This is a genomic window from Amycolatopsis rifamycinica (assembly GCF_000695625.1).
Classification (GTDB): domain Bacteria; phylum Actinomycetota; class Actinomycetes; order Mycobacteriales; family Pseudonocardiaceae; genus Amycolatopsis; species Amycolatopsis rifamycinica.
In genome coordinates, this window is the sequence record NZ_JMQI01000078.1 from 1 (window position 1) to 20,169 (window position 20,169).

General features: G+C 71.3%; 14 protein-coding genes and 1 rRNA gene. 10 read left to right on the forward strand and 5 right to left on the reverse strand.

Features of this window, described 5'->3' with window-relative positions:
* Window positions 1–8: 8 nt before the first annotated feature.
* Window positions 9–878: a 3-methyl-2-oxobutanoate hydroxymethyltransferase gene (gene panB / locus DV20_RS38220; protein ID WP_043788363.1), complete on the reverse strand. Its 870-nt coding sequence runs from the start codon at window positions 876–878 to the stop codon at window positions 9–11.
* 236 nt (window positions 879–1,114) lie between these two features.
* Between panB and lysX the strand changes: the two genes are divergently transcribed.
* From lysX to DV20_RS38235, 3 genes are all read left to right on the forward strand, one after another.
* Window positions 1,115–4,438 carry a bifunctional lysylphosphatidylglycerol synthetase/lysine--tRNA ligase LysX gene (lysX, locus tag DV20_RS38225; protein WP_043788364.1) on the forward strand — a complete coding sequence of 1,108 codons (3,324 nt, stop codon included), beginning with the start codon at window positions 1,115–1,117 and terminating at the stop codon, window positions 4,436–4,438.
* A 64-nt stretch (window positions 4,439–4,502) separates the two neighbouring features.
* The gene (locus DV20_RS38230) at window positions 4,503–5,069 is read left to right on the forward strand and encodes a hypothetical protein (RefSeq protein ID WP_235191118.1); all 567 of its coding nucleotides are present in this window, start codon (window positions 4,503–4,505) and stop codon (window positions 5,067–5,069) included.
* Window positions 5,070–5,141: 72 nt separating this feature from the next.
* Window positions 5,142–5,732: a DinB family protein gene (locus DV20_RS38235; protein ID WP_043788366.1), complete on the forward strand. Its 591-nt coding sequence runs from the start codon at window positions 5,142–5,144 to the stop codon at window positions 5,730–5,732.
* Window positions 5,733–5,912: 180 nt separating this feature from the next.
* Here DV20_RS38235 and DV20_RS38240 read toward each other — a convergent pair whose 3' ends face one another.
* Window positions 5,913–6,446 (reverse strand): methylated-DNA--[protein]-cysteine S-methyltransferase, encoded by a 534-nt coding sequence (locus DV20_RS38240; protein ID WP_043788367.1) that lies wholly within the window; start codon window positions 6,444–6,446, stop codon window positions 5,913–5,915.
* Window positions 6,447–6,530: 84 nt separating this feature from the next.
* Between DV20_RS38240 and DV20_RS38245 the strand changes: the two genes are divergently transcribed.
* Both DV20_RS38245 and DV20_RS38250 read left to right on the forward strand, forming a co-directional pair.
* Window positions 6,531–7,868 carry a S8 family peptidase gene (locus tag DV20_RS38245; RefSeq protein ID WP_043788369.1) on the forward strand — a complete coding sequence of 446 codons (1,338 nt, stop codon included), beginning with the start codon at window positions 6,531–6,533 and terminating at the stop codon, window positions 7,866–7,868.
* A 7-nt stretch (window positions 7,869–7,875) separates the two neighbouring features.
* Complete coding sequence (locus DV20_RS38250; RefSeq protein WP_043788370.1) at window positions 7,876–8,490, forward strand: VOC family protein; 615 nt, start codon at window positions 7,876–7,878, stop codon at window positions 8,488–8,490.
* Here the strand turns inward: DV20_RS38250 and DV20_RS38255 are convergent.
* Together DV20_RS38255 and secA2 are read right to left on the reverse strand one after the other, a co-directional pair.
* Window positions 8,487–10,208 carry an NAD+ synthase gene (locus DV20_RS38255; protein ID WP_043788371.1) on the reverse strand — a complete coding sequence of 574 codons (1,722 nt, stop codon included), beginning with the start codon at window positions 10,206–10,208 and terminating at the stop codon, window positions 8,487–8,489. The genes DV20_RS38250 and DV20_RS38255 overlap by 4 nt on opposite strands.
* Before the next feature lie 102 nt (window positions 10,209–10,310).
* Window positions 10,311–12,650, reverse strand: a complete 2,340-nt coding sequence (gene secA2, locus DV20_RS38260; RefSeq protein WP_043788372.1) for an accessory Sec system translocase SecA2 — start codon at window positions 12,648–12,650, stop codon at window positions 10,311–10,313.
* A 155-nt stretch (window positions 12,651–12,805) separates the two neighbouring features.
* On the opposite strand from secA2, the gene DV20_RS38265 reads away from it, so the two are divergent.
* Window positions 12,806–14,362: an alpha/beta hydrolase gene (locus DV20_RS38265; protein ID WP_043788373.1), complete on the forward strand. Its 1,557-nt coding sequence runs from the start codon at window positions 12,806–12,808 to the stop codon at window positions 14,360–14,362.
* Window positions 14,363–14,389: 27 nt separating this feature from the next.
* Here the strand turns inward: DV20_RS38265 and DV20_RS38270 are convergent, their stop codons facing one another.
* Window positions 14,390–15,019 (reverse strand): LppX_LprAFG lipoprotein, encoded by a 630-nt coding sequence (locus DV20_RS38270; RefSeq protein ID WP_043788374.1) that lies wholly within the window; start codon window positions 15,017–15,019, stop codon window positions 14,390–14,392.
* 87 nt (window positions 15,020–15,106) lie between these two features.
* Between DV20_RS38270 and DV20_RS38275 the strand changes: the two genes are divergently transcribed.
* The 4 genes from DV20_RS38275 to DV20_RS38290 all read left to right on the forward strand — a co-directional run.
* A complete protein-coding gene (locus DV20_RS38275) occupies window positions 15,107–16,387 on the forward strand; it encodes an MFS transporter (RefSeq protein WP_043788375.1) in 1,281 nt (426 codons plus the stop codon).
* Between the two features lie 61 nt (window positions 16,388–16,448).
* Entirely contained in the window at window positions 16,449–17,792 is a 1,344-nt protein-coding gene (glnA, locus tag DV20_RS38280; RefSeq protein WP_043788376.1) for a type I glutamate--ammonia ligase, read from the forward strand.
* Window positions 17,792–19,351 (forward strand): amidase, encoded by a 1,560-nt coding sequence (locus DV20_RS38285; protein WP_043788377.1) that lies wholly within the window; start codon window positions 17,792–17,794, stop codon window positions 19,349–19,351. Before glnA ends, DV20_RS38285 begins: the two co-directional genes overlap by 1 nt.
* Before the next feature lie 434 nt (window positions 19,352–19,785).
* A 16S ribosomal RNA gene (locus DV20_RS38290) occupies window positions 19,786–20,169 on the forward strand; the annotation flags it as partial.

Below are 20,169 nucleotides of genomic sequence, written 5' to 3' on the forward strand. Positions count from 1 at the left end.
TGGCGGGGTCAGTCGTGGAAAGCGTGCTCCGCCGCCGGGAACTCCCCGCGCCGGACGTCCTCGGCGAACGCCGTCGCCGCGTCCTGCAGCACCGTGGCGACGTCGGCGTAGCGCTTCACGAACCGCGCCGCCTTGCCGCGGCGCAGCCCGGCCATGTCCTGCCAGACGAGCACCTGCGCGTCGCAGTCCGGGCCCGCGCCGATGCCGACCGTCGGGATCTTCAGCTCCGCCGTGACGCGCTTGGCGGCCTCGGCGGGCACCATCTCCATCACGACCGCGAACGCCCCGGCCTCCTGCAGCGCCAGCGCGTCGGCGAGCAGCACGTCCGCCCCTTCGCCGCGCCCCTGCACCCGGTAGCCGCCGAGGTTGTGTTCACTCTGCGGGGTGAATCCGATGTGGCCCATGACCGGCACCCCGGCCGCCGTCAGCGCCTCGACGTGCGGGGCGAACCGGCGGCCGCCTTCGAGCTTCACGGCGTGCGCGCGGCCTTCCTTCATGAACCGGATCGACGTCTCCAGCGCCTGCTGCGGCGAGAGCTGGTAGGAGCCGAACGGCAGGTCGGCGACGACGAGGGCCCGCTTGACCGACCGGGTGACCGACCGGACCAGCGGCAGCAGCTCGTCGACCGTCACCGGGACCGTGGTGTCGTAGCCGAAGACGTTGTTGGCCGCGGAGTCGCCGACGAGCAGCACGGGGATCCCGGCCTCGTCGAACAGCGCGGCGGTGTACATGTCGTAGGCGGTGAGCATGGGCCACGGTTCGCCGCGTTCCTTGAGCTCACGCAGGTGGTGGACGCGGACCTTCCGGCCCGGCGCGCGGGCCGCGGGAGCGGCGGATCCGGTGCCGTACGGGGCGGGTTCTTCGGCGCTGGCGGACATCGTCGTCGACCGTCCTTCCCTCGAGGCCTCGGTGAGGTCCCCGGGTCGTGGAGCAGAGGTGTCCCAAAGCGTGACACGCCCCCGGACCGGCCCCAACCACGTGCGACGAGCTTCACACCGCGGGGAGGACCGGCGGTCAGCCTTCAGGTTGATGTCCGGGGACAACCAACGCGGGTTCACTCACGTCAAGAAGAGGCATGACCACCGACCGGCCGCGAAAGGCGACGAAACCACCCATGGGAAACCCCGCGAGCCCGCGCCGTCGCCTTCCCGCCTGGAAGGCGAAGGCGGGCGGCATCGTCGCGACCGTGGTCCAGCTGGCCGCGGTGTTCTCGGTCATCCTGCTGTTCACCGGCGGCGCGCACGGCCGCCTGCTCAACGGCATCGACATGGCCTTCTCCGCGTTGAGCGTGCCGACCAGCGAGAGCCTGGTCATGGTCCTGCTGCTGGTGGTGCTCGGGAGCGCGCTGCGCCGCCGCAAGAAGGCGGCGCTGTACACGCTGGTGCTGTTCCAGGTCGGCGGCCTGCTGCTCACCCTGGGCCTGCAGGCGACGCTGCTGTGGTCACCCGAACTGCTGACGCTCGGCCCGAAGCAGGTCCGGCACATCCCGGCGCAGCTGTGGGTGCTGACCGTCGCCGACGTCGTCTCGATCGCGCTGATCGTGCTCCTGCTCGCGCTGCGCCCGGCGTTCCCGGCCCGGCTCGCCCCGAGCGCCTGGCGCGACGGCCTGACCATGCTGTTCGGCGGGTTCGCCGTGGTCATCGTGGTCGGCTGGGTGCTCGCGGAGACGTTCCCCGGCCACCTCGGCGACTCGTGGGAGCGCTTCGCCTGGGTCGTCAACCACGCCACCGGCGAGAACCTCCAGCTGCGCCGGATCGGCGTCGGCGAGGGGCCGGGCTGGCTCGACGTCTTCCTCGACCTCAGCGCGACCGCGGTCGCCACCGCCGCGCTGTACCTGCTCTTCCGCGGCGTACGCAGCCGCGGCCTGCGCACCGACGACGAAGAGCTGCGCCTGCGCCGGCTGCTCGCCGAGCACGGCGAGGACGACTCCCTCGGCTACTTCGCCACCCGGCGCGACAAGAGCGTCGTCTTCGCGCCGAACGGCCGCGCGGCGGTGACCTACCGCGTCCTCGGCGGCACCAGCGTCGCCAGCGCCGACCCGGTCGGCGACCCGGAGGCCTGGCCCGACGCGGTCCGCGCGTGGCTCGACGAGACGCGCACGTACGGCTGGACCCCCGGCGTGCTCGGGGCGAGCGAGCGCGGCGCGAAGGCGTACACCGGCGCGGGCCTGCGTGCCCTGGAGATCGGCGACGAAGCCGTGCTCGACGTCCGCGAGTTCAGCCTCGCCGGGCCGGAGCGGCGCTCGGTGCGCCAGGCCGTCAAACGTATCCAGCGGGCCGGCTACACCTCGCGGGTCCGCCGCCACGGCGAGATCCCCGAAGCCGAGATGACCGAGCTGCTCGCGCGGGCGCAGGCCTGGCGCGGCGCCGAGACCGAACGCGGCTTCTCGATGGCGCTGGGCCGGCTCGGCGACCCCAGCGACGGCCGCAGCGTGATGGTCGAGGCCTACGACGCCCACGGCGAGCTGCGCGGGCTGCTGTCGTTCGTCCCGTGGGGCCGCCGCGGCCTTTCGCTGGACCTCATGCGCCGCGACCGCGACGCCGAGAACGGCCTCAACGAGTACATGATCGCCGAGGTCGTCGCGGCCGCGCAGCACCTCGGCGCGCAGCGGATCTCGCTCAACTTCGCGATGTTCCGCGCGGTGTTCTCCGAGGGCGAGCGGATCGGCGCGGGACCGGTGCTGCGGGCCTGGCGCGGCATCCTCAGCGTGTTCTCGCGGTTCTTCCAGCTCGAGTCGCTGTACCGGTCCAACGCCAAGTACGGGCCGGACTGGGAGCCGCGGTTCCTCTGCTACTCCTCGGCCCGGCGGCTGCCGCGGGTCGGGATCGTCGCCGGCGCGCTCGAAGGGTTCGTCCCGACCGGACGGGCGCGGTCGCTGCGGCTGGAGACGGTCAGCGAAGACTTCGTCGCCCGCGTCAAGGACATCGAGGAGTCGGCGGCCACGCCGGCGCCGAAGGCCGTCCGGCGCCCCGAACAGGTCCGCGTCCGCATCGCCAAGCTCGACAAGCTGCGCGAGGCCGGCATCGACCCGTACCCGGTCGGCTTCCGCCGCGACGACCACATCGGCGACGTCGTGGCGAAGTTCGGCGACCTGGCCCCGGACACCGCCACCGGGCACCGGGTCCGGATCGCCGGGCGCGTGCTGAACCTGCGCATCCTCGGCGGGCTGTGCTTCGCCCGCGTCAAGGACTTCAGCGGGGAGATCCAGCTGATGCTCGAGGCGGGCGAGCTGGACCTCACCCGCTGGCGGACCGGGGTCGACCTCGGCGACCACGTCGGCGTCAGCGGCCAGGTCGTCACGTCGAAGCGGGGCGAGCTCTCGGTGCTCGTCGACGAGTGGACGGTCACCGCCAAGTGCCTGCACCCGCTGCCCGACAAGCGAAAGGGCCTGACCGACCCGGAGACCCGCGTCCGGCAGCGCTACCTCGACCTGGCGGTCAACCCGGACTCGACGAACATGCTGCGGCTGCGGTCCACTGTGGTCCGCGCGGTGCGCGACCGGCTGCACCACGCCGACTACCTCGAGGTCGAGACGCCGATGCTGCAGACGGTCCACGGTGGCGCGAACGCGCGGCCGTTCGTCACCCACATCAACGCCTACGACATGCGGATGTACCTGCGGATCGCGCCCGAGCTGTACCTGAAGCGGCTGTGCGTGGCCGGCGTCGAGCGCGTCTTCGAGCTCAACCGCAACTTCCGCAACGAAGGCGTCGACGCGACGCACAACCCCGAGTTCACGATGCTCGAGGCGTACCAGGCGTACGCGGACTACGACACGATGAGGACGTTGACGCGCGAGCTGGTCCAGCACGCGGCCGAAGCGGCGTACGGCGCTCAGATCGTGCGGCGGCCCGACGCCGACGGTCGGGTCGTCGAGTACGACATCTCCGGTGACTGGCCGGTGGTCCCGGTGCACGAAGCCGTGTCCGCGGTCTTCGGTGAGCAGATCGACTCGGGGACGCCGGTGGCGCAGCTGCGCCGCCTGTGCGTCGCCGCGGGCGTGCCGGTGGGGGAGGACCCGAGCCACGGCGACCTGGTGCTCAAGGCGTTCGAGCACCTCGTCGAGGGCGCGACCGTGCTGCCGACCTTCTACACCGACTACCCGACCGACGTCTCGCCGCTGACCCGCCAGCACCGCGCGGACCCGCGGCTGGCCGAGCGCTGGGACCTCATCGCGTTCGGCTCCGAGGTCGGCACGGCCTACACCGAGCTGACCGACCCGATCGAGCAGCGCCGACGGCTCGAAGGGCAGTCGCTGCGCGCGGCCAGCGGGGACGTCGAAGCGATGGAGCTGGACGAAGATTTCCTGCTCGCCTTGGAGCACGGCATGCCGCCGACCGGCGGCCTCGGTCTGGGCGTCGACCGGCTGCTCATGATGCTCACCGGGGCGTCGATCCGCCAGACGGTCTTGTTCCCCTTCGTCCGGCCGCAGGCATAACGACTTCGGTGGACCTGGTCACGGCGACGGGCCCTGGCGCGGCCGGTCGCTTACGCTCTGCCTCGTGCGCACGGCTCGGATCGCCTCGGCCCTCCTGATGGGGGTGGCCGTCCTCGCGTATTCGGGCTGGCTGCTGGAGTTCTTCCTGCCCACCGGCGTCTCCCCGGTGGGGGACCCGGCCGAGGCGCTGCTGAGCGGGCCGCCGGTGTTCCGGGTGCTGCTCGCGGTGTCCGGGGTCGCGTTCGTCCTCGCCGGGCCGCCGCTGCACCGGCTGGGGCCGGTCCAGTGGTCGGCGCGGCTCAGCTCGATCTCGGTGAGCGCGTTCGGCGTGCTCGTGCTGCTGCAGGCCGCCTACCCCGAGCACAGCGACCTGCTGTCGTCACTGCTGAGTGCGGTCCTGGTGGCCGGGGTGATCAGCCTGATCCTGTGGTGGCCGCCGGGCTGGCGCGCGCTCGCGGTCGCGGGCCTGGTGCTGGTGCTGGCGACCTGGCTGGCCGTCGTGCTCGCCCGGCAGCTGGACGCCTTCGAAGGCGTGTTCACCCGGGCCCAGCTGCTGGTCCGCGCGGCCCTGTACGGCGTCGGCGGGGCGTACGCCTTCGTCAAGCCGGCACCGCGGCACGCGCACCGATAGCGGAAAACCCGCCCGTTTTGTCGGTGGCAGGTGGCACGATCGCCCGCAGGTATTCCAGACGGAAGGATCGACATGGCGGGAAACGTGCGCCCGGTGGCCGACGAGCGTGACGGGCTGCTGAGTTTTTTGGAGCAGCAGCGGTACGTGCTCAGACTGGCGGCCCACGGGCTGACCGACGAGCAGGCAAGACTGGCCCCGACGAAGAGCACCCTGTCGGTGGGCGGGCTGATCAAGCACGTCGCGGCCACCGAGGACAGCTGGCTGGACACGATCCTGCAGGTGCCGCAGAAGCCGTTCGCCGAGGCGATCGCGGAGTACCAGGACGCGCACACCCTGCGCCCGGACGAGACCCTGGCGGGCGTGCTGGCCCGCTACGACGAGGTGGCCGCCCGCACGGCGGAGGTCGTCGCGGGCATCGACGACCTCGGCCGAGCGGTCCCGGTGCCGAAGGGCGTGCCGTGGTTCCCGGACGACGTCGAGGCCTGGTCGGTCCGCTGGGTCCTGCTGCACCTGATCCAGGAGACGGCCCGCCACGCGGGCCACGCGGACATCATCCGCGAGCACATCGACGGCGGCACGGCCATGCCCCTGATGGCCGCGGCCGAGGGCTGGCCGGAGTCCCCCTGGATCAAGCCCTGGACCCCCCAGTCCCAACCCGCCTGACCCGGCCTCGGCTCGCGCCCCCCGCGCGAGCCGACCCCCGGGCCGTGTCGTCCCTCCAAGTACGCGTGTCGTCCACCCAAGTACGCGTGTCGTCCCTCCAAGCACGCGAGTCGACCCTCCAGTCACGCGTGATGCCTCTCCAGTCACGCGCGATACCCCTCCGCACACCGCGCGGAAGGCTCAGAACAGCGTCGGCTCGTCCGCCAGCGCGCCCTCGATCACCAGCATCCGGCGTTTCGTCCCGACCCCGCCGCGCGCCGAGAACCCGCCGTGCTTCCCGCCGGCCGCCAGCACGCGGTGGCACGGCACGATGATCGGGAACGGGTTGTGCCCCATCGCCTGCCCGACGGCCTGCGCCGACCCCGGCTGCCCGAGCCGGTGCGCGATGTCGCCGTACGTCAGCGTCTTGCCCGGCGGGATCGACCGCGCGACCTCGTACGCGCGCCGGTTGAACGCCGGCACGCCCGAGAAGTCCAGCGCCACCGAAGCCAGATCACGACGCTCGCCGCCGAGCAACGCCACGATCCCGTCGACGGCGGACCGCACGGACGGCGGCGGCGTCCCCTCGACGGCGTCCGGGAACCGCCGGACCAGCCAGGCGCGGGTCCGCGCCGCACTTCCCTCGGGCAGTGACGTCCCGACCACGACGTCGTCGCGCCAGGCGAGCCCGCACGCGCCGATCGCCGTGTCGAACACCGTGAACCCCGTCGTCATGCCGGCCAGCCTACGACCGAAGAGGGGTACCGCCGCGCCGCGAATGATCGCTAAGTTCGGTTTGGGCGAATTCGAGGAGGACGCGTGCGGCGAATCATCCTGGCGACAGCACTCCTGCTGGGCCTGCTCGCGACCCCGGCGGCCGCCGACCCGCTGGTCATGCCGCACGTCGTCGTCACGCACCACACGTGGTGGGCCGAACTCGCCATCAAGAAAGCCGGCGGGACGGTCGTCGCGAGCTACCCCCAGATCGGCGTCGTCGTCGCGTACACCGAGAAGGACGACTTCGCTGCGAAACTCCGGAAAATCCCGGGCATCGACGCCGTCGGCGCGACGCGCACCGCGAAGATCCCGAAGGAGTTCTTCGCGCCCCGCAAGGACCTCCGCTACACCGGCCCGAACTCGCCGAACTCCGGCCAGGTCCCGCCCGAAGGCACCGCGTGGGACGTCCCGGCCCTGCACCTGCCCGAAGCGCACGAGGTCACCGACGGCAGCCGGCGCACCCTCGTCGGTGTCCTCGACGTCGGCGTCGACGACACCCACCCGGAGCTGAAAGCAGCCTTCGACAGCAGGAACTCCGTGTCCTGCCTGTCCGGCTGGCCCGACCGCGGCCCCGGCGCCTGGCGGCCCACGCTCGACGGCCACGGCACGCACGTCGCGGGCACGATCGCCGCGGCCCGCAACGGATCCGGCGTCGTCGGCGTCGCCCCGGGCGTGAAGATCGCCGCGGTGAAACTCGCCGAGCTCGACGACAAGGAGACGGCCGAGAGCATGGTCTGCGGCTTCGTCTGGGCCGCCGAGCACGGGTTCGCCGTGACCAACAACAGCTACCGCTCGATCCCGTGGCGCTACAACTGCGACGACCAGCCGGACCAGGCCGCGGCGAAGCTGGCGGTCGGCCGGGCGGTCGCGTACGCGCAACGCCGGAACGTCCTCGTGGTCGCCTCCGCCGGCAACGCCGGGATCAACCTCGACACGCGCTCGGTGGACAAGGAGAGCCCGGCCGACAGCACGCCGGTGGAGCGCCGGATCGACCCGACCTGCACCCGGCTGCCGCACGAGCTGCCCGGCGTCGTCGGCACCGGCGCGCTCGACGAAAAGCTCGTCAAAGCGAGCTTCTCCAACTACTCGGCGTCCCGGATCAGCGTCGCCGCCCCCGGCGCGCGCGTCTGGTCGACCTGGCCGAACGGCGAATACCGGTCCGCGAACGGGACGTCGATGGCCGCGCCGCACGCGAGCGGCGTCGCCGCCCTGATCGCGAGCGAGCACCCGCACTGGAGCGCCGAGCGGATCAAGCGCGCCCTCTACGCCACGGCGACGCCGCTGCCCTGCCCGGACACCACCTGCGCGACCACCGAGCAAGGAACGACCTACTACGGCCACGGGGTGGTCGATGCGGCGAGGGCCGTCGGCGCGGGATGATGGCGCGGTGCTCGATCACCTCGTCTACGCCGGCCCGGACCTCGCCGACGCCGTCGCCCGGGTCACCGCCCTCACCGGAGTCACGCCCGTGCCCGGCGGCCGCCACGCCGGCCTCGGCACGGCCAACCACCTCGCCGACCTCGGCGCGGGCGGGTACCTGGAGGTCATCGGTCCCGACCCGGAGCAGCCGGACCCCGACGGGCCCCGGCCGTTCGGCATCGACGACCTGACCGAGCCGGCGCTGGTCGCCTGGGCGGTCCGCACGCCCGACATCGACGCGACGATCGCCGCGGCCCGTGCCCGCGGCTTCGACCCGGGCGACCCGATGGCGATGTCCCGCGAAACCGGCGACGGCGAAACGCTGCGCTGGCGCCTGACCCCGCCGAGCCTCCCGGGCACCCTGCGCCCGTTCCTCATCGACTGGGGCTCGACACCGCACCCGACGACGCGGAACCTGCCTTCCCTGCCGCTGCTGATGGTCACCGGCACCCACCCGGACCCGGCGTCGGTCCGCACGGCGACCGACGCGCTCGGCCTGGAGCTGCTCGTCCGACGCGCGGACAAAGCCGGCCTGACAGCGGCCCTCCGGACCCCGGAAGGCCGCCAGGTGGCGCTGAGTTAGGCCTTGCCCTCGCGCCACAGGTTGGTCATCGGCAGCCGCCGGTCGCGGCCGAAGGCCTTGAACGTGATCTTCGTGCCCGGCGGGTACTGGCGCCGCTTGTACTCGGCCTTGTCGACCATCCGCACCACGCGGTCGATGGTCTCCGGGTCGAAGCCCGCCGACACCAGGTCCGCGTACCCGCGGTCGCCCTCGACGTAGTCGTCGAGGATGTCGTCGAGCAGCTCGTAGTCCGGCAGCGAGTCGGTGTCCACCTGGCCCGGCCGCAGCTCGGCCGACGGCGGCTTGGTGATCGAGTTCTCCGGGATCGGCGGGGTTTCGCCGCGCTTGACCGCTTCGGCGTTGCGCCACCGCGCGAGCTGCCACACGTGCGTCTTGAAGACGTCCTTGATCGGGGCGAACGCGCCGACCGCGTCGCCGTAGATCGTCGAGTACCCGACGGCGAGCTCGGTCTTGTTGCCGGTGGCCAGCACCAGGTGACCGTCCAGATTGGACAGTGCCATCAGGAGCATGCCGCGCGTGCGCGCCTGGATGTTCTCTTCCGCCAGGCCCGTCAGCGAGAGCTGGTCGACGTACACGCGGACCATGTCCTCGACCGGCTCGACCCGGTAGTGCGCGCCGATCCGCCGCGCCAGGTCGGCGGCGTCGTCCTTCGAGTGCCCCGACGAGTACTTCGACGGCATCGAGACGCCGTAGACGTTGTCGCCGCCCAGTGCGTCCGCCGCCAGCGCCGCGCAGACGGCCGAGTCGATGCCGCCGGAGAACCCGAACGTCACCGACGAGAACCCGTTCTTGTGGACGTAGTCCCGCAGCCCGACGACCAGCGCGTGCCACACCTCGGCCTCGTCGGACAGCGGCTCGCTGATCACCGGCGTCGCCGTCGGCTCGTACGCCGGCAGCGGGTCGTCGCCGAGCACCCGGCGCCGGACGTCCAGGCCCTCGTACGAACCGTCGCCCGCGTACCCGGTCTTCGGCAGGTCCATGTCCAGCACGAGCAGGTGCTCGACGAACTGCGGCGCGCGCGCCAGCAGCGTGCCGTCCGCGCCGACGACGAGCGAGTCGCCGTCGAAGACCAGGTCGTCCTGGCCGCCGATCTGGTTGGTGTAGACCAGGGGCGCCCCGGCTTCGGCGGCGCGCCGGGCGATCAGCGGCAGCCGCTGCTCGTCCTTCGACCGCTCGTACGGCGACGCGTTGGGCGCCACGACGAGGTCGACGCCGGCGCGGCCCAGCGCCGAGACCGGCCCGCCGTCCTGCCAGAGGTCCTCGCAGATGACCATGCCGATGTCGAGGCCGTGGAACCGGACGACGTCGAGCGTCGTGCCGGACTTGTACCAGCGGTGCTCGTCGAAGACGCCGTAGTTGGGCAGGTGGTGCTTGAACTGCCGCGCGACGACTTCGCCGCGGTAGAGCGCCGCGGCGGCGTCACGCGGGCCGACCTCGTCGAGGTCGAGGTAGCCGATGTAGGTGAGCACTTCGCCGCAGCCGGCGTCGTCGAGCCGCCGCGCCAGCGCCTCGACGCCCTGGCGCGAGGCGGCGGCGAAGGTCTTGCGCAGGGAGAGGTCCTCGATGGGGTAGCCGGTCAGGGACATCTCGGGGAAGACGACGACGTGCGCGCCGGCTTCGGCGGCCCGCCGGGTCCACTCGACGTGCAGCTCGGCGTTGCCGTCGAGGTCGCCGACGGTGGGGTTGACCTGGGCGAGCGCGATGCGCAGTTGCGGCATGCCGCCATTCTGGCCCACCGTCACCCGGAAGGCCGAGCGAATGTGGGCGAAATCGAAAGGCCCCCGCCCGGACGTACCGGACGGGGGCCTCCGCAAGGGGAACTACTTCCGCTTGATCATGCTCCGGACCTTCTTGATGGTCTGCTCGAAGTCCGAGTCGAACGGGTTGTCGTGGACCAGGTACGTCCACGTCGTGTTGGCCCGCCGGACCCCCGCGTCACCGAGGTCGATGCCCTCGTCGGTCAGTTCCGCCTCTTCGAGGGTCTTCGCCGCCCGGGAGTCGGCCTCGCCGATGATCTTGTGGAACTCCGGGATCGCCGCGCGGTGGAACTCGTCCAGCGGGGTCTCGCGGGCCAGCGCCCGCAGGTGGATGCTCTCGCGGACGTCGGTCAGGTACGCCAGGTGGTCCGACCAGAGCTGGTCGATGTGGAACAGCAGCACCTCGCGGCACATCTGCTCCAGCTTGGCCTGATCGTCGAGCTTCTCCTTCAGCTCGCCGAACTTCTCCGGGTGCGCCTTCTCGAGGACCTCCGCCGCGTACGCGGTGCGAAGCACCTTGTCGCGGTGCGTCAGCAGGTCACGCCGCTGCCGCTCGATCAGCCGCGTGTAGCGCCAGGTGTTGCGGTGGATCTCCAGGTCGACGCCCTCGGCGACGCGCTGGGCGTGGTTGATCTGCCGCAGCGCCGCCGGGTCGGTGATCTCGCCGGTCTCCTCGTCGGCGGCGATGCCCTCGGGCACGTCCGGCGCGTTCGACAGCACGAGTTCGTCGTTCAGGCTGGCGAAGAAGATCGCGCTGCCCGGGTCGCCCTGCCGGCCGGAGCGGCCGCGCAGCTGGCCGTCGAGCCGGCTCGACGGGTACCGCGCGGTGCCGATGACGTGCAGCCCGCCCAGCTCGACGACCTCGTCGCGCGAAGCGCCGTCGGTGCCGCCCAGCCGGATGTCGGTACCGCGGCCTGCCATCTGCGTGGACACGGTGACCGCGCCCTTCTTGCCCGCCTCGGCGATGATCGCGGCCTCTTCGGCGTCGTTGCGCGCGTTGAGCACGACGCACTCGAGGTCGACCTTCGCGAGCTTCTCGGCCAGCTCTTCGGACTCGGCGACGTCCTGGGTGCCGACGAGGATCGGCCGCCCGGTCTCGTGCACCGTGCGGATCTCCTCCTCGATCGCCCGCAGCTTCTGCGACGGCGAAGCGAAGATCCGGTCTTCGAGGTCCTCACGGATGTTCGGGGTGTTCGGCGGGATGACCGCGACCTCGAGCTCGTAGAACTCCCGCAGCTGCTCGGCGACGGCCACCGCGGTACCGGTCATGCCGGCGACCTCGGGGTAGCGCGCGAGCAGCGCCTGGACGGTGATCGAGTCGAGGATCTCGCCGCGGTCGGTCGCGGTGACCTGCTCCTTCGCCTCGACGGCGGCCTGGAGGCCGTCCGGCCAGCGCTGCAGCTCGGCGACGCGGCCGCGGGCGGCGTTGATGAGCTGCACCTTGCCGTCGCGGACCAGGTAGTCGACGTCGCGGGTCAGCAGCGCGTGGGCGTGCAGGGCGACGTTGACGGCGGCCAGGCGGTCCGACGCCTGCTCGTTGAACAGGTCGTCGACCTCGATGCCGAGCGACTTCGCGACGACGGACGAGCCGGCGTCGGTCAGCCAGGCGTTGCGGCCTTCGCTGTCGGTCTCGTAGTGCAGGTTGAGCCGCAGCCGCCGGACGATCTTGGCGACCTCTTCGTCGGCGTCGCTGCGGTCGATCGAGCCGGCCATCACCAGCGGGACGCGGGCTTCGTCGACCAGCACCGAGTCGGCCTCGTCGACGATCGCCACCTCGGGGGCGGGCTGGACGAGGTCGTCGACCGACGTCACCAGCCGGTCGCGCAGCACGTCGAAGCCGATCTCGGCGACGGCGCCGTACGTGACGTCCTTGGCGTAGGCCTCGCGACGCGCCTCGCGCGAGTGCGACGGCTCCACCCAGCCGACCGACACGCCGAGCAGGGCGTACACCGGCTCCATCCACTCCGCGTCGCGGCGGGCCAGGTAGTCGTTCACGGTGACGACGTGAACGCGCTTTCCGCGAATCGCGTACCCGGCCGCGGCCAGCGCACCCGCGAGGGTCTTGCCCTCACCGGTCTCCATCTGCACGACGTGCTTGGTGAGCAGGCCCATCGTGCCCAGCACCTGCACGTCGAACGCGCGCTCGCCCAGCGCCCGCTTCGCGGCTTCGCGGCCCAGCGCGCAGACCTCGATCAGCTGGTCGTCGCCGAACGCGGTGTCCTTCAGCGTCTCGCGGAGCTTGCCCGCCCGCTCGGTCAGCTCCTCGTCGGAGAGCTTTTCGAGCTCGGGTTCGAGCTTTCCGACCGCGGGCAGCAGTGCTTCGTAGCGGGTCAGCTCGACGCTGCCCGGCCGCTGGATGATCCGGCGGAGCTTCTTGCCCATCCGGCTGATCAGTGCTGCCACCCCTGGTCTCCCGTTCTCTCTCGCTCGACCGGCCTCCACCACCCAACGCGACGGTGGTGCGTTCGAGTTCCGCGGCCGGATGGGACGATCCAACCGTGTTCCCACATCCCAGCGCCAGGTCCCATCGTCGCCGGATCACCGCGATCGCGACGTCCGTGCTGCTCGCGGCCTCGCTGACCGCGTGCACGTCCTCCGGCAAGACCGAGCCGCCCGCGCCGACGACCGAGTCGCACCCGCCGTCCGGGCCGGTGCCCGCCGGGCTGGAGCGGTTCTACGGCCAGAGCCTGAGCTGGGCCGACTGCGCACCTTACGCGACTTCGGAGGACGCGCGGTCGGCGTTCCAGGCGAGGGACATCCAGTGCGCGCGCCTGACCGTGCCGCTGGACTACGCGAAACCGGCGGGCGACACGATCACGCTGGGCCTGCTCCGCCACAAGGCGACCGGTGACCGGATCGGGTCACTCGTGGTCAACCCGGGCGGCCCGGGCGCGTCGGGCATGGTCGCGGCCGCCGGGCTGATCAAGCCGGTGACCAGCACCGGGCTGGGCAAGCGCTTCGACCTGGTCGGTTTCGACCCGCGGGGGATCGGCGCCAGCCGGCCGGCCATCCACTGCCTGACCGACCAGGAGCGGGACGCCGACCGCGCCGACGACAGCGAGGCCGACGGCTCGCCGGCGGGCGTGCAGAAGCAGGAAGCGCAGGAAAAGGACTTCGCCGCCAAGTGCGCCCAGCGCACCGACGACGGCACCGGGATGCTCGCCAACGTCGGCACCCGAGACGTCGTGAAGGACCTCGACGTCCTCCGTTCGGTCATCGGCGACGAAAAACTCACCTATTTGGGCTACTCCTACGGCACCCGGATCGGGTCGGCGTACGCCGAAGCGTTCCCGAAGAACGTCCGCGCGATGGTCCTCGACGGCGCGGTCGACCCCGAGCAGGACGCGGTCGAGTCGCTCGTCGCGCAGGGCCAGGGCTTCGGGACGGCGTTCACGGAGTTCGCGAAGTGGTGCGCGGCCCAGCAGGACTGCGCGCTCGGCGCGGACGCCGGCGGCGCGGTCAAGGCGTTCCAGGACCTCACGCGGCCGCTGATCGACTTCCCGGTCCCGGTCGGCGACGGCCGCAAGCTCTCCTACGAGGACGCGACCACCGGCGTCATCCAGGCGCTCTACCAGGAGAGCCTCTGGGACACCCTGAACACGGGCCTCAACGAGCTGAAGCAGCAGCGCGGCGCGACGCTGGAGAAGCTCGCCGACATCTACAACGAGCGCGACTCCACCGGCCGCTACGGCACCACGCAGGACGCCTTCACGGCGATCCGCTGCGTCGACGACCCGCGCGTCACGGACCCGGCCGTCATCCTCAAGGCGCAGGAGGAGTACGTGAAGGTAGCGCCGTTCCTCGACGACGGCCGCCCAGCTTCGGCGGCCCGCGACGCGTGCGCGTTCTGGCCGGTGCCGAACACCTCGGAGCCGCACGTGCCCAGCGTCGAAGGCCTGGCGAAGACGCTGGTCATCTCCACGACCAACGACCCGGCGACGCCGTACCAGGCGGGCGTCAACCTCGCGAAGGGCCTGACGGGCGCGCTGCTCACCTACGAGGGCACCCAGCACACGGTGTTCCTGCAGGGCGTGAAGTGCGTCGACGAGGCGGGCACGGACTACCTGGTCGACGGCACGGTGCCGCCGGACGGCAAGCGGTGCTCGGGGCAGTAGCTTCGCCACCCGGACCCCCGCAGAGCGCTACCGCTGCCTGGTCAGCGACAGCTCGATCATCACCGGGCTGAGGTGGTCGCCGGACGGCGGGACCTGCACCCACAGCCGCACGAAACGCCGTGGCCCGCCGTCGTCGGAAACCCACACCTTGACGGTGAGGTCGGCGTCGATCGGCGCGAGCACGCGGTGCGCGACGGCGGCGGGCACCCGGCCGTCGACCCGCAGCGCGGGCGCGCCGTCGACGTTCTCGCGGCCTTCGGTCTCGGCGTCGGTGACCCCGTCGAGCAGCCGCTTCAGCCCGCCTCGCGGGCCGAGGAACGCGCTCACCCGGTACGCCTCGGGCAGCGAGTCCTCCCCGTCGCGCACGGCGAAGGGGAACTTCCTGTGCCCACCGTCGGTGTGGTCGTCCTGGACGTCGGCCGTGCCGGTCGCGGTGCCGCCGTCGTCGAGCGTCGCGTCGCCCTCGATCTGGCGGAGCGGGAAGCCCGGCAGCACGCCGTTCACCCCGGCCGCGAAGTGCACGCTCCGCACCGAGGCGAACGACGTCGCGGCCTCGCGGAGCAGGTCGGCGCCCGCCGGGAACGGTCCGCGCGTGTCGGGCGACCCGGTGCAGCCGGCCGTCAGGAGGAGCGCGAGCAGCAGCGCGAGGCGGGGCATGACGAGAGCCTACTGTTGGCCTGAATCTTGCGGATGATGTCCTTCCGGCCACTGTCGCCGCCACGCGCGCGCGGTGAAACTGCCTGAGTGACCGTTGAGACCCGTCCCGCCCCGAAGCTGCACCGCGCGTGGCTGATCGCCGGCGCCGCCTTCGTCGCGCTGCTCGCCTCCGCCGGCTTCCGCGCCGCTCCGGGCGTCCTGATCGACCCGCTGCACGAAGAGTTCGGCTGGTCCCGCACCACCATCAGCTCCGCCGTCTCGGTGAACCTCGTGCTCTTCGGCCTCTTCGCGCCCTTCGCGGCCGCGTTGATGGAGCGCTTCGGCATCCGGCGCGTCTCGGCGACGGCGTTGACCGTCATCGCCCTCGGCGCGGGCGGCACGGTGTTCATGACCGCGAGCTGGCAGCTCGTGCTGTGCTGGGGCGTGCTGGTCGGCCTGGGCACCGGCTCGATGGCCATGGGCTTCGCGGCGATGGTCGCGACGCGGTGGTTCGTCCGCAGCCGCGGCGTCGTCACCGGTGTCCTGACCGCGGCGGGCGCCACCGGCCAGCTGATCTTCCTCCCGCTCATCGCGAACCTGGCGGTGGATTCGGGCTGGCGGACGGCGTCGCTGGTGATCGCGATCGCCGCGCTCGCCGTCGTCCCGGTGGTCCTGCTGGTGATCCGCGACCACCCCGCCGACGTCGGCACCACGGCCTACGGCGCGCCCGCCGACGCCGGAGCCACGCGGCCGGTGCCGCGCACCGGCTCGGTCCGCCGCGCCCTGTCCGTGCTGGGCCAGGCCGCCCGCACCCGGACGTTCTGGCTGCTCGCCGTCGGCTTCGCGATCTGCGGTGCGACGACGAACGGCCTGGTCGGCACCCACTTCGTCCCGGCCGCGCACGACCACGGCATGCCGCAGACGACCGCGGCGAGCCTGCTGGCCCTGGTCGGCGTCTTCGACGTCGTCGGCACGATCTTCTCCGGCTGGCTCACCGACCGGGTCGACCCGCGGATCCTCCTCGGCGTCTACTACGCCCTGCGCGGGCTTTCGCTGGCCCTGCTGCCGCAGCTGTTCACCGACTCGGTGCAGCCGAGCATGTGGGCGTTCATCCTGTTCTACGGCCTCGACTGGGTGGCCACGGTCCCGCCGACCGTCGCGCTCTGCGTCCGGGCGTTCGGTGACGCCGGCCCGATCGTGTTCGGCTGGGTCTTCGCCTCCCACCAGCTCGGGGCCGCGTTCGCCGCGTCGGCCGCCGGCCTGGTCCGCGACCAGCTCGGGAACTACACCCTGGCCTGGTATTCCGCCGCCGTCCTGGCCGTGATCGCGTCGGTTGCATCGCTGGCCATCACCCGCGCGAAGAAGCCCGTCGCGGTACTCGCGACGTGACTTCGGCGGCGTCGGCGCGTCGCGAAACATGGCGTTAACACGCTGTGGTTAGGGTGCGGCCATGGATCGCCAGCAGGAATTCGTGCTCCGCACGCTCGAGGAGCGCGACATCCGTTTCGTTCGTCTCTGGTTCACCGATGTGCTGGGGTTCCTCAAGTCCGTCGCGGTCGCGCCGGCGGAACTCGAAGGCGCCTTCAACGACGGGATCGGCTTCGACGGCTCGGCCATCGAGGGCTTCGCCCGCGTCTACGAATCGGACATGGTCGCGAAGCCGGACCCGTCCACGTTCCAGGTCCTGCCCTGGGAGACGCCGGACGGCGGGCCGTATTCGGCCCGCATGTTCTGCGACATCGCGATGCCCGACGGCTCGCCGTCGTGGGCGGACCCGCGGCACGTGCTGCGCCGCCAGCTGTCGAAGGCCGCCGAAGCGGGCTTCACGTGCTACGTCCACCCCGAAATCGAGTTCTTCCTGCTCTCGACCATGCCGGACGACGGCAGCGAGCCGGAGCCCGCGGACAACGGCGGCTACTTCGACCAGGCCAGCCACGCCACGGCGACGCACTTCCGCCGGCACGCCATCGAGACGCTCGAGGCGATGGGCATCTCGGTCGAGTTCAGCCACCACGAAGGGGCACCGGGCCAGCAGGAGATCGACCTCCGCTACGCCGATGCGCTGACCATGGCCGACAACGTGATGACGTTCCGTTACGTCGTCAAGGAGGTCGCGCTGACCCAGGGCGTGCGCGCGACGTTCATGCCGAAGCCGTTCACCGACCAGCCCGGCTCGGGCATGCACACGCACGTCAGCCTGTTCGAGGGCGACCGCAACGCCTTCTACGACGCCGAAGACCCGCACGAGCTGTCGGACACCGGCAAGGCCTTCGTCGCCGGGGTGCTCCACCACGCCAAGGAGATCTCGGCGGTCACCAACCAGTGGGTGAACTCCTACAAACGCCTGATCAGCGGCAGTGAGGCGCCGACGACCGTCTCGTGGGGCCGCGCGAACCGCTCGGCGCTCGTCCGCGTCCCGATGTATTCACCCGGAAAGGCGTCATCCCGACGGGTGGAGATCCGTACCCTGGACTCGGCGTGCAACCCGTACCTGGCGTACTCGGTCATCCTGGCCGCCGGGCTCAAGGGGATCGAGAAGGGCTACGAGCTGCCGCCACCCGCCGAGGACAACATCTGGCAGCTGAGCGACGCCGAGCGGCGTGCCGCCGGCTACGCGCAGCTGCCGCAGAACCTGGGGGAGGCGCTGGCCGAGATGGAGAAGTCCGAACTCCTGCCGGAAGCCCTCGGCGAGCACGTCTACGACTTCTTCCTCCGGAACAAGCGCGTGGAATGGGACAACTACCGCAGCGCGGTCACCCCGTACGAACTCCGAACCCTCCTGCCGGTGCTCTGATGGGGCGGCGGCCGGTGTTCCTCGCGATCCTGGCCGCCGCACTCGTGCTCGTCCCCGCCGCGCCCGCCGCCGCTTCGCCCGCCACGCGGTTCGACCTCGACTCCGCCGACATCCCGGCGCTGCAGGCGCGGATGGCGTCCGGCCGGCTCACCGCCGTCGGCCTGACCAGGCTCTACCTCGACCGGATTCACCGGATCGACGGAAAGGTGAACGCGGTCCTCGCGGTCAACCCCGCATCGCTGGGTCAGGCTCTGGAGAGTGATGCCCGCCGCCGCGCCCACCGCTTGCGCGGGCCGCTCGACGGCATCCCGGTGCTGGTCAAGGACAACGTCGACACCCGTGACCAGTGGACGACGGCCGGCTCGCGCGCGTTGCGCAGCCACCCGGCGAAGGACGCCACCCTGATCACCCGGTTGCGTGACGCCGGCGCGGTGATCCTCGGCAAGGCGAACCTGTCGGAGTGGGCGAACTTCCGCGCCGCGAAGCCGACGTCCGGCTGGTCGGGCGTGGGCGGGCAGACGAACAACCCGTACGTGCTGGACCGCAACCCGTGCGGGTCGTCCGCCGGATCCGCGGCCGGGGTGGCGGCGTCGCTGGCCCAGGTGGCGATCGGCTCGGAGACGGACGGCTCGATCGTGTGCCCCGCCGGGATGACGGCGACGGTCGGTCACAAACCGAGCCTGGGCCTGGTCAGCCGCACCGGCGTGGTGCCGATTTCGGCCGAGCAGGACACGGCGGGCCCGATTGCCCGCAACGTCGTCGACGTGGCTTTGACCCTGTCGGTCCTGCAAGGTCGCGACCCCGCGGACCCGGCCACGCTGACCTATCCGCGAACCCAGCCGACGGACTACGCGAAGCTGCTACGCCCGGGCGTGCTGCGCGGCGCGCGGATCGGGCTGTGGCGCCTGCCGGTCCTCGGCCCGGCGACGGACGCGATCATGACGTCGGCCAGGAACGCACTGGTCAAGGCCGGTGCGACGGTCGTCGAGGTGCGTCTGCCGTACCAGGACCGGCTGCTCGAGCTGGAGTTCCCGGCGCTGCTCACGGAGTTCCACCGGGACATCGACGCCTACCTCGCGACCCGCCCGCGCGGGCCGCGGAACCTGGCCGAGCTGATCGCGTACAACCGCGCGGACCCGCTGGAACGGACGTGCTTCGCCGGGCAGGAGCTGTTCGAGCAGGCCTTGGCCGCGCCGCCGCCGTCGGACCCGGGTTACCTGGCCACGCGCGCCGAGCTCGCGGACCTTTCTCGGCGCTCCCTGGACGAGACGCTGGCCGCGCACCGCCTGGACGCGATCGCGTCGCCGACGAACCCGCCGGCGTGGAAGACCGACTGCGCGGTGGGCGACAACGACGTGATCCCGTCGTCGACCCCGGCCGCGGTGGCCGGCTACCCCGACGTGACCGTGCCGGCCGGGTTCGCCGGACCGCTGCCGGTGGGGATCTCGTTCATGGGGGCGCGGTGGTCCGACGCCCGGATGCTGGCGTTCGCGGCGGACTTCTCGAGGGTCGCGCCGGCCCGGGTTCCGCCGCGGTATCTGCCGACGCTGCCGTCGTAGCCCTCCGTGAGCGCTCTGACCTGCGGAGATGCCGTTAAGTGACCCCCCTGTTTTGGGGCGGTTCGGGGGCATGTAATCTTCTCTTCGTCGCCAGGAACACCGGGTCACACCGGGGCCGCAAGCCCCGGAGACCAGGCCGGGACGAGCGGGTTGACACCGCGGATCGGACCGGGTAATGTTCAGCGTCGGCCCACGAGCGGCCGCCGACTCCCTACGACTAAGACCGTAGGATGAGGCATGCTCGACCAAAAGCTTGTGAATATCGCTTGGAACAACTGCCGAGGATTTAGCCGCCGATAACGCGGGTGGATTCGGAGTGTGTTGCTTGAGAACTCAACAGTGTGCTAGTGAACTAAGCCAGTAGAGCTTATGTATTGAACCTCGTGTGAGGTTCCTTTGAGAGCAAGTATTTGCCTCGATTGAATTCGAAGACATTGTTGGAGAGTTTGATCCTGGCTCAGGACGAACGCTGGCGGCGTGCTTAACACATGCAAGTCGAACGCTGAACCACTTTCGGGTGGGGATGAGTGGCGAACGGGTGAGTAACACGTGGGTAATCTGCCCTGCACTCTGGGATAAGCCTTGGAAACGAGGTCTAATACCGGATATCACAATCTCTCGCATGGGGGGTTGTTGAAAGTTCTGGCGGTGCAGGATGAACCCGCGGCCTATCAGCTTGTTGGTGGGGTAATGGCCTACCAAGGCGACGACGGGTAGCCGGCCTGAGAGGGTGACCGGCCACACTGGGACTGAGACACGGCCCAGACTCCTACGGGAGGCAGCAGTGGGGAATATTGCACAATGGGCGCAAGCCTGAT

Coding starts and splice junctions, on each gene's coding strand:
- panB (WP_043788363.1), bottom strand. CDS start 878: ATGTCCGCCAGCGCCGAAGAACCCGCCCCGTACGGCACCGGATCCGCC.
- lysX (WP_043788364.1), top strand. CDS start 1,115: ATGGGAAACCCCGCGAGCCCGCGCCGTCGCCTTCCCGCCTGGAAGGCG.
- DV20_RS38235 (WP_043788366.1), top strand. CDS start 5,142: ATGGCGGGAAACGTGCGCCCGGTGGCCGACGAGCGTGACGGGCTGCTG.
- DV20_RS38240 (WP_043788367.1), bottom strand. CDS start 6,446: ATGACGACGGGGTTCACGGTGTTCGACACGGCGATCGGCGCGTGCGGG.
- DV20_RS38255 (WP_043788371.1), bottom strand. CDS start 10,208: ATGCCGCAACTGCGCATCGCGCTCGCCCAGGTCAACCCCACCGTCGGC.
- DV20_RS38270 (WP_043788374.1), bottom strand. CDS start 15,019: ATGCCCCGCCTCGCGCTGCTGCTCGCGCTCCTCCTGACGGCCGGCTGC.
- glnA (WP_043788376.1), top strand. CDS start 16,449: ATGGATCGCCAGCAGGAATTCGTGCTCCGCACGCTCGAGGAGCGCGAC.
- DV20_RS38285 (WP_043788377.1), top strand. CDS start 17,792: ATGGGGCGGCGGCCGGTGTTCCTCGCGATCCTGGCCGCCGCACTCGTG.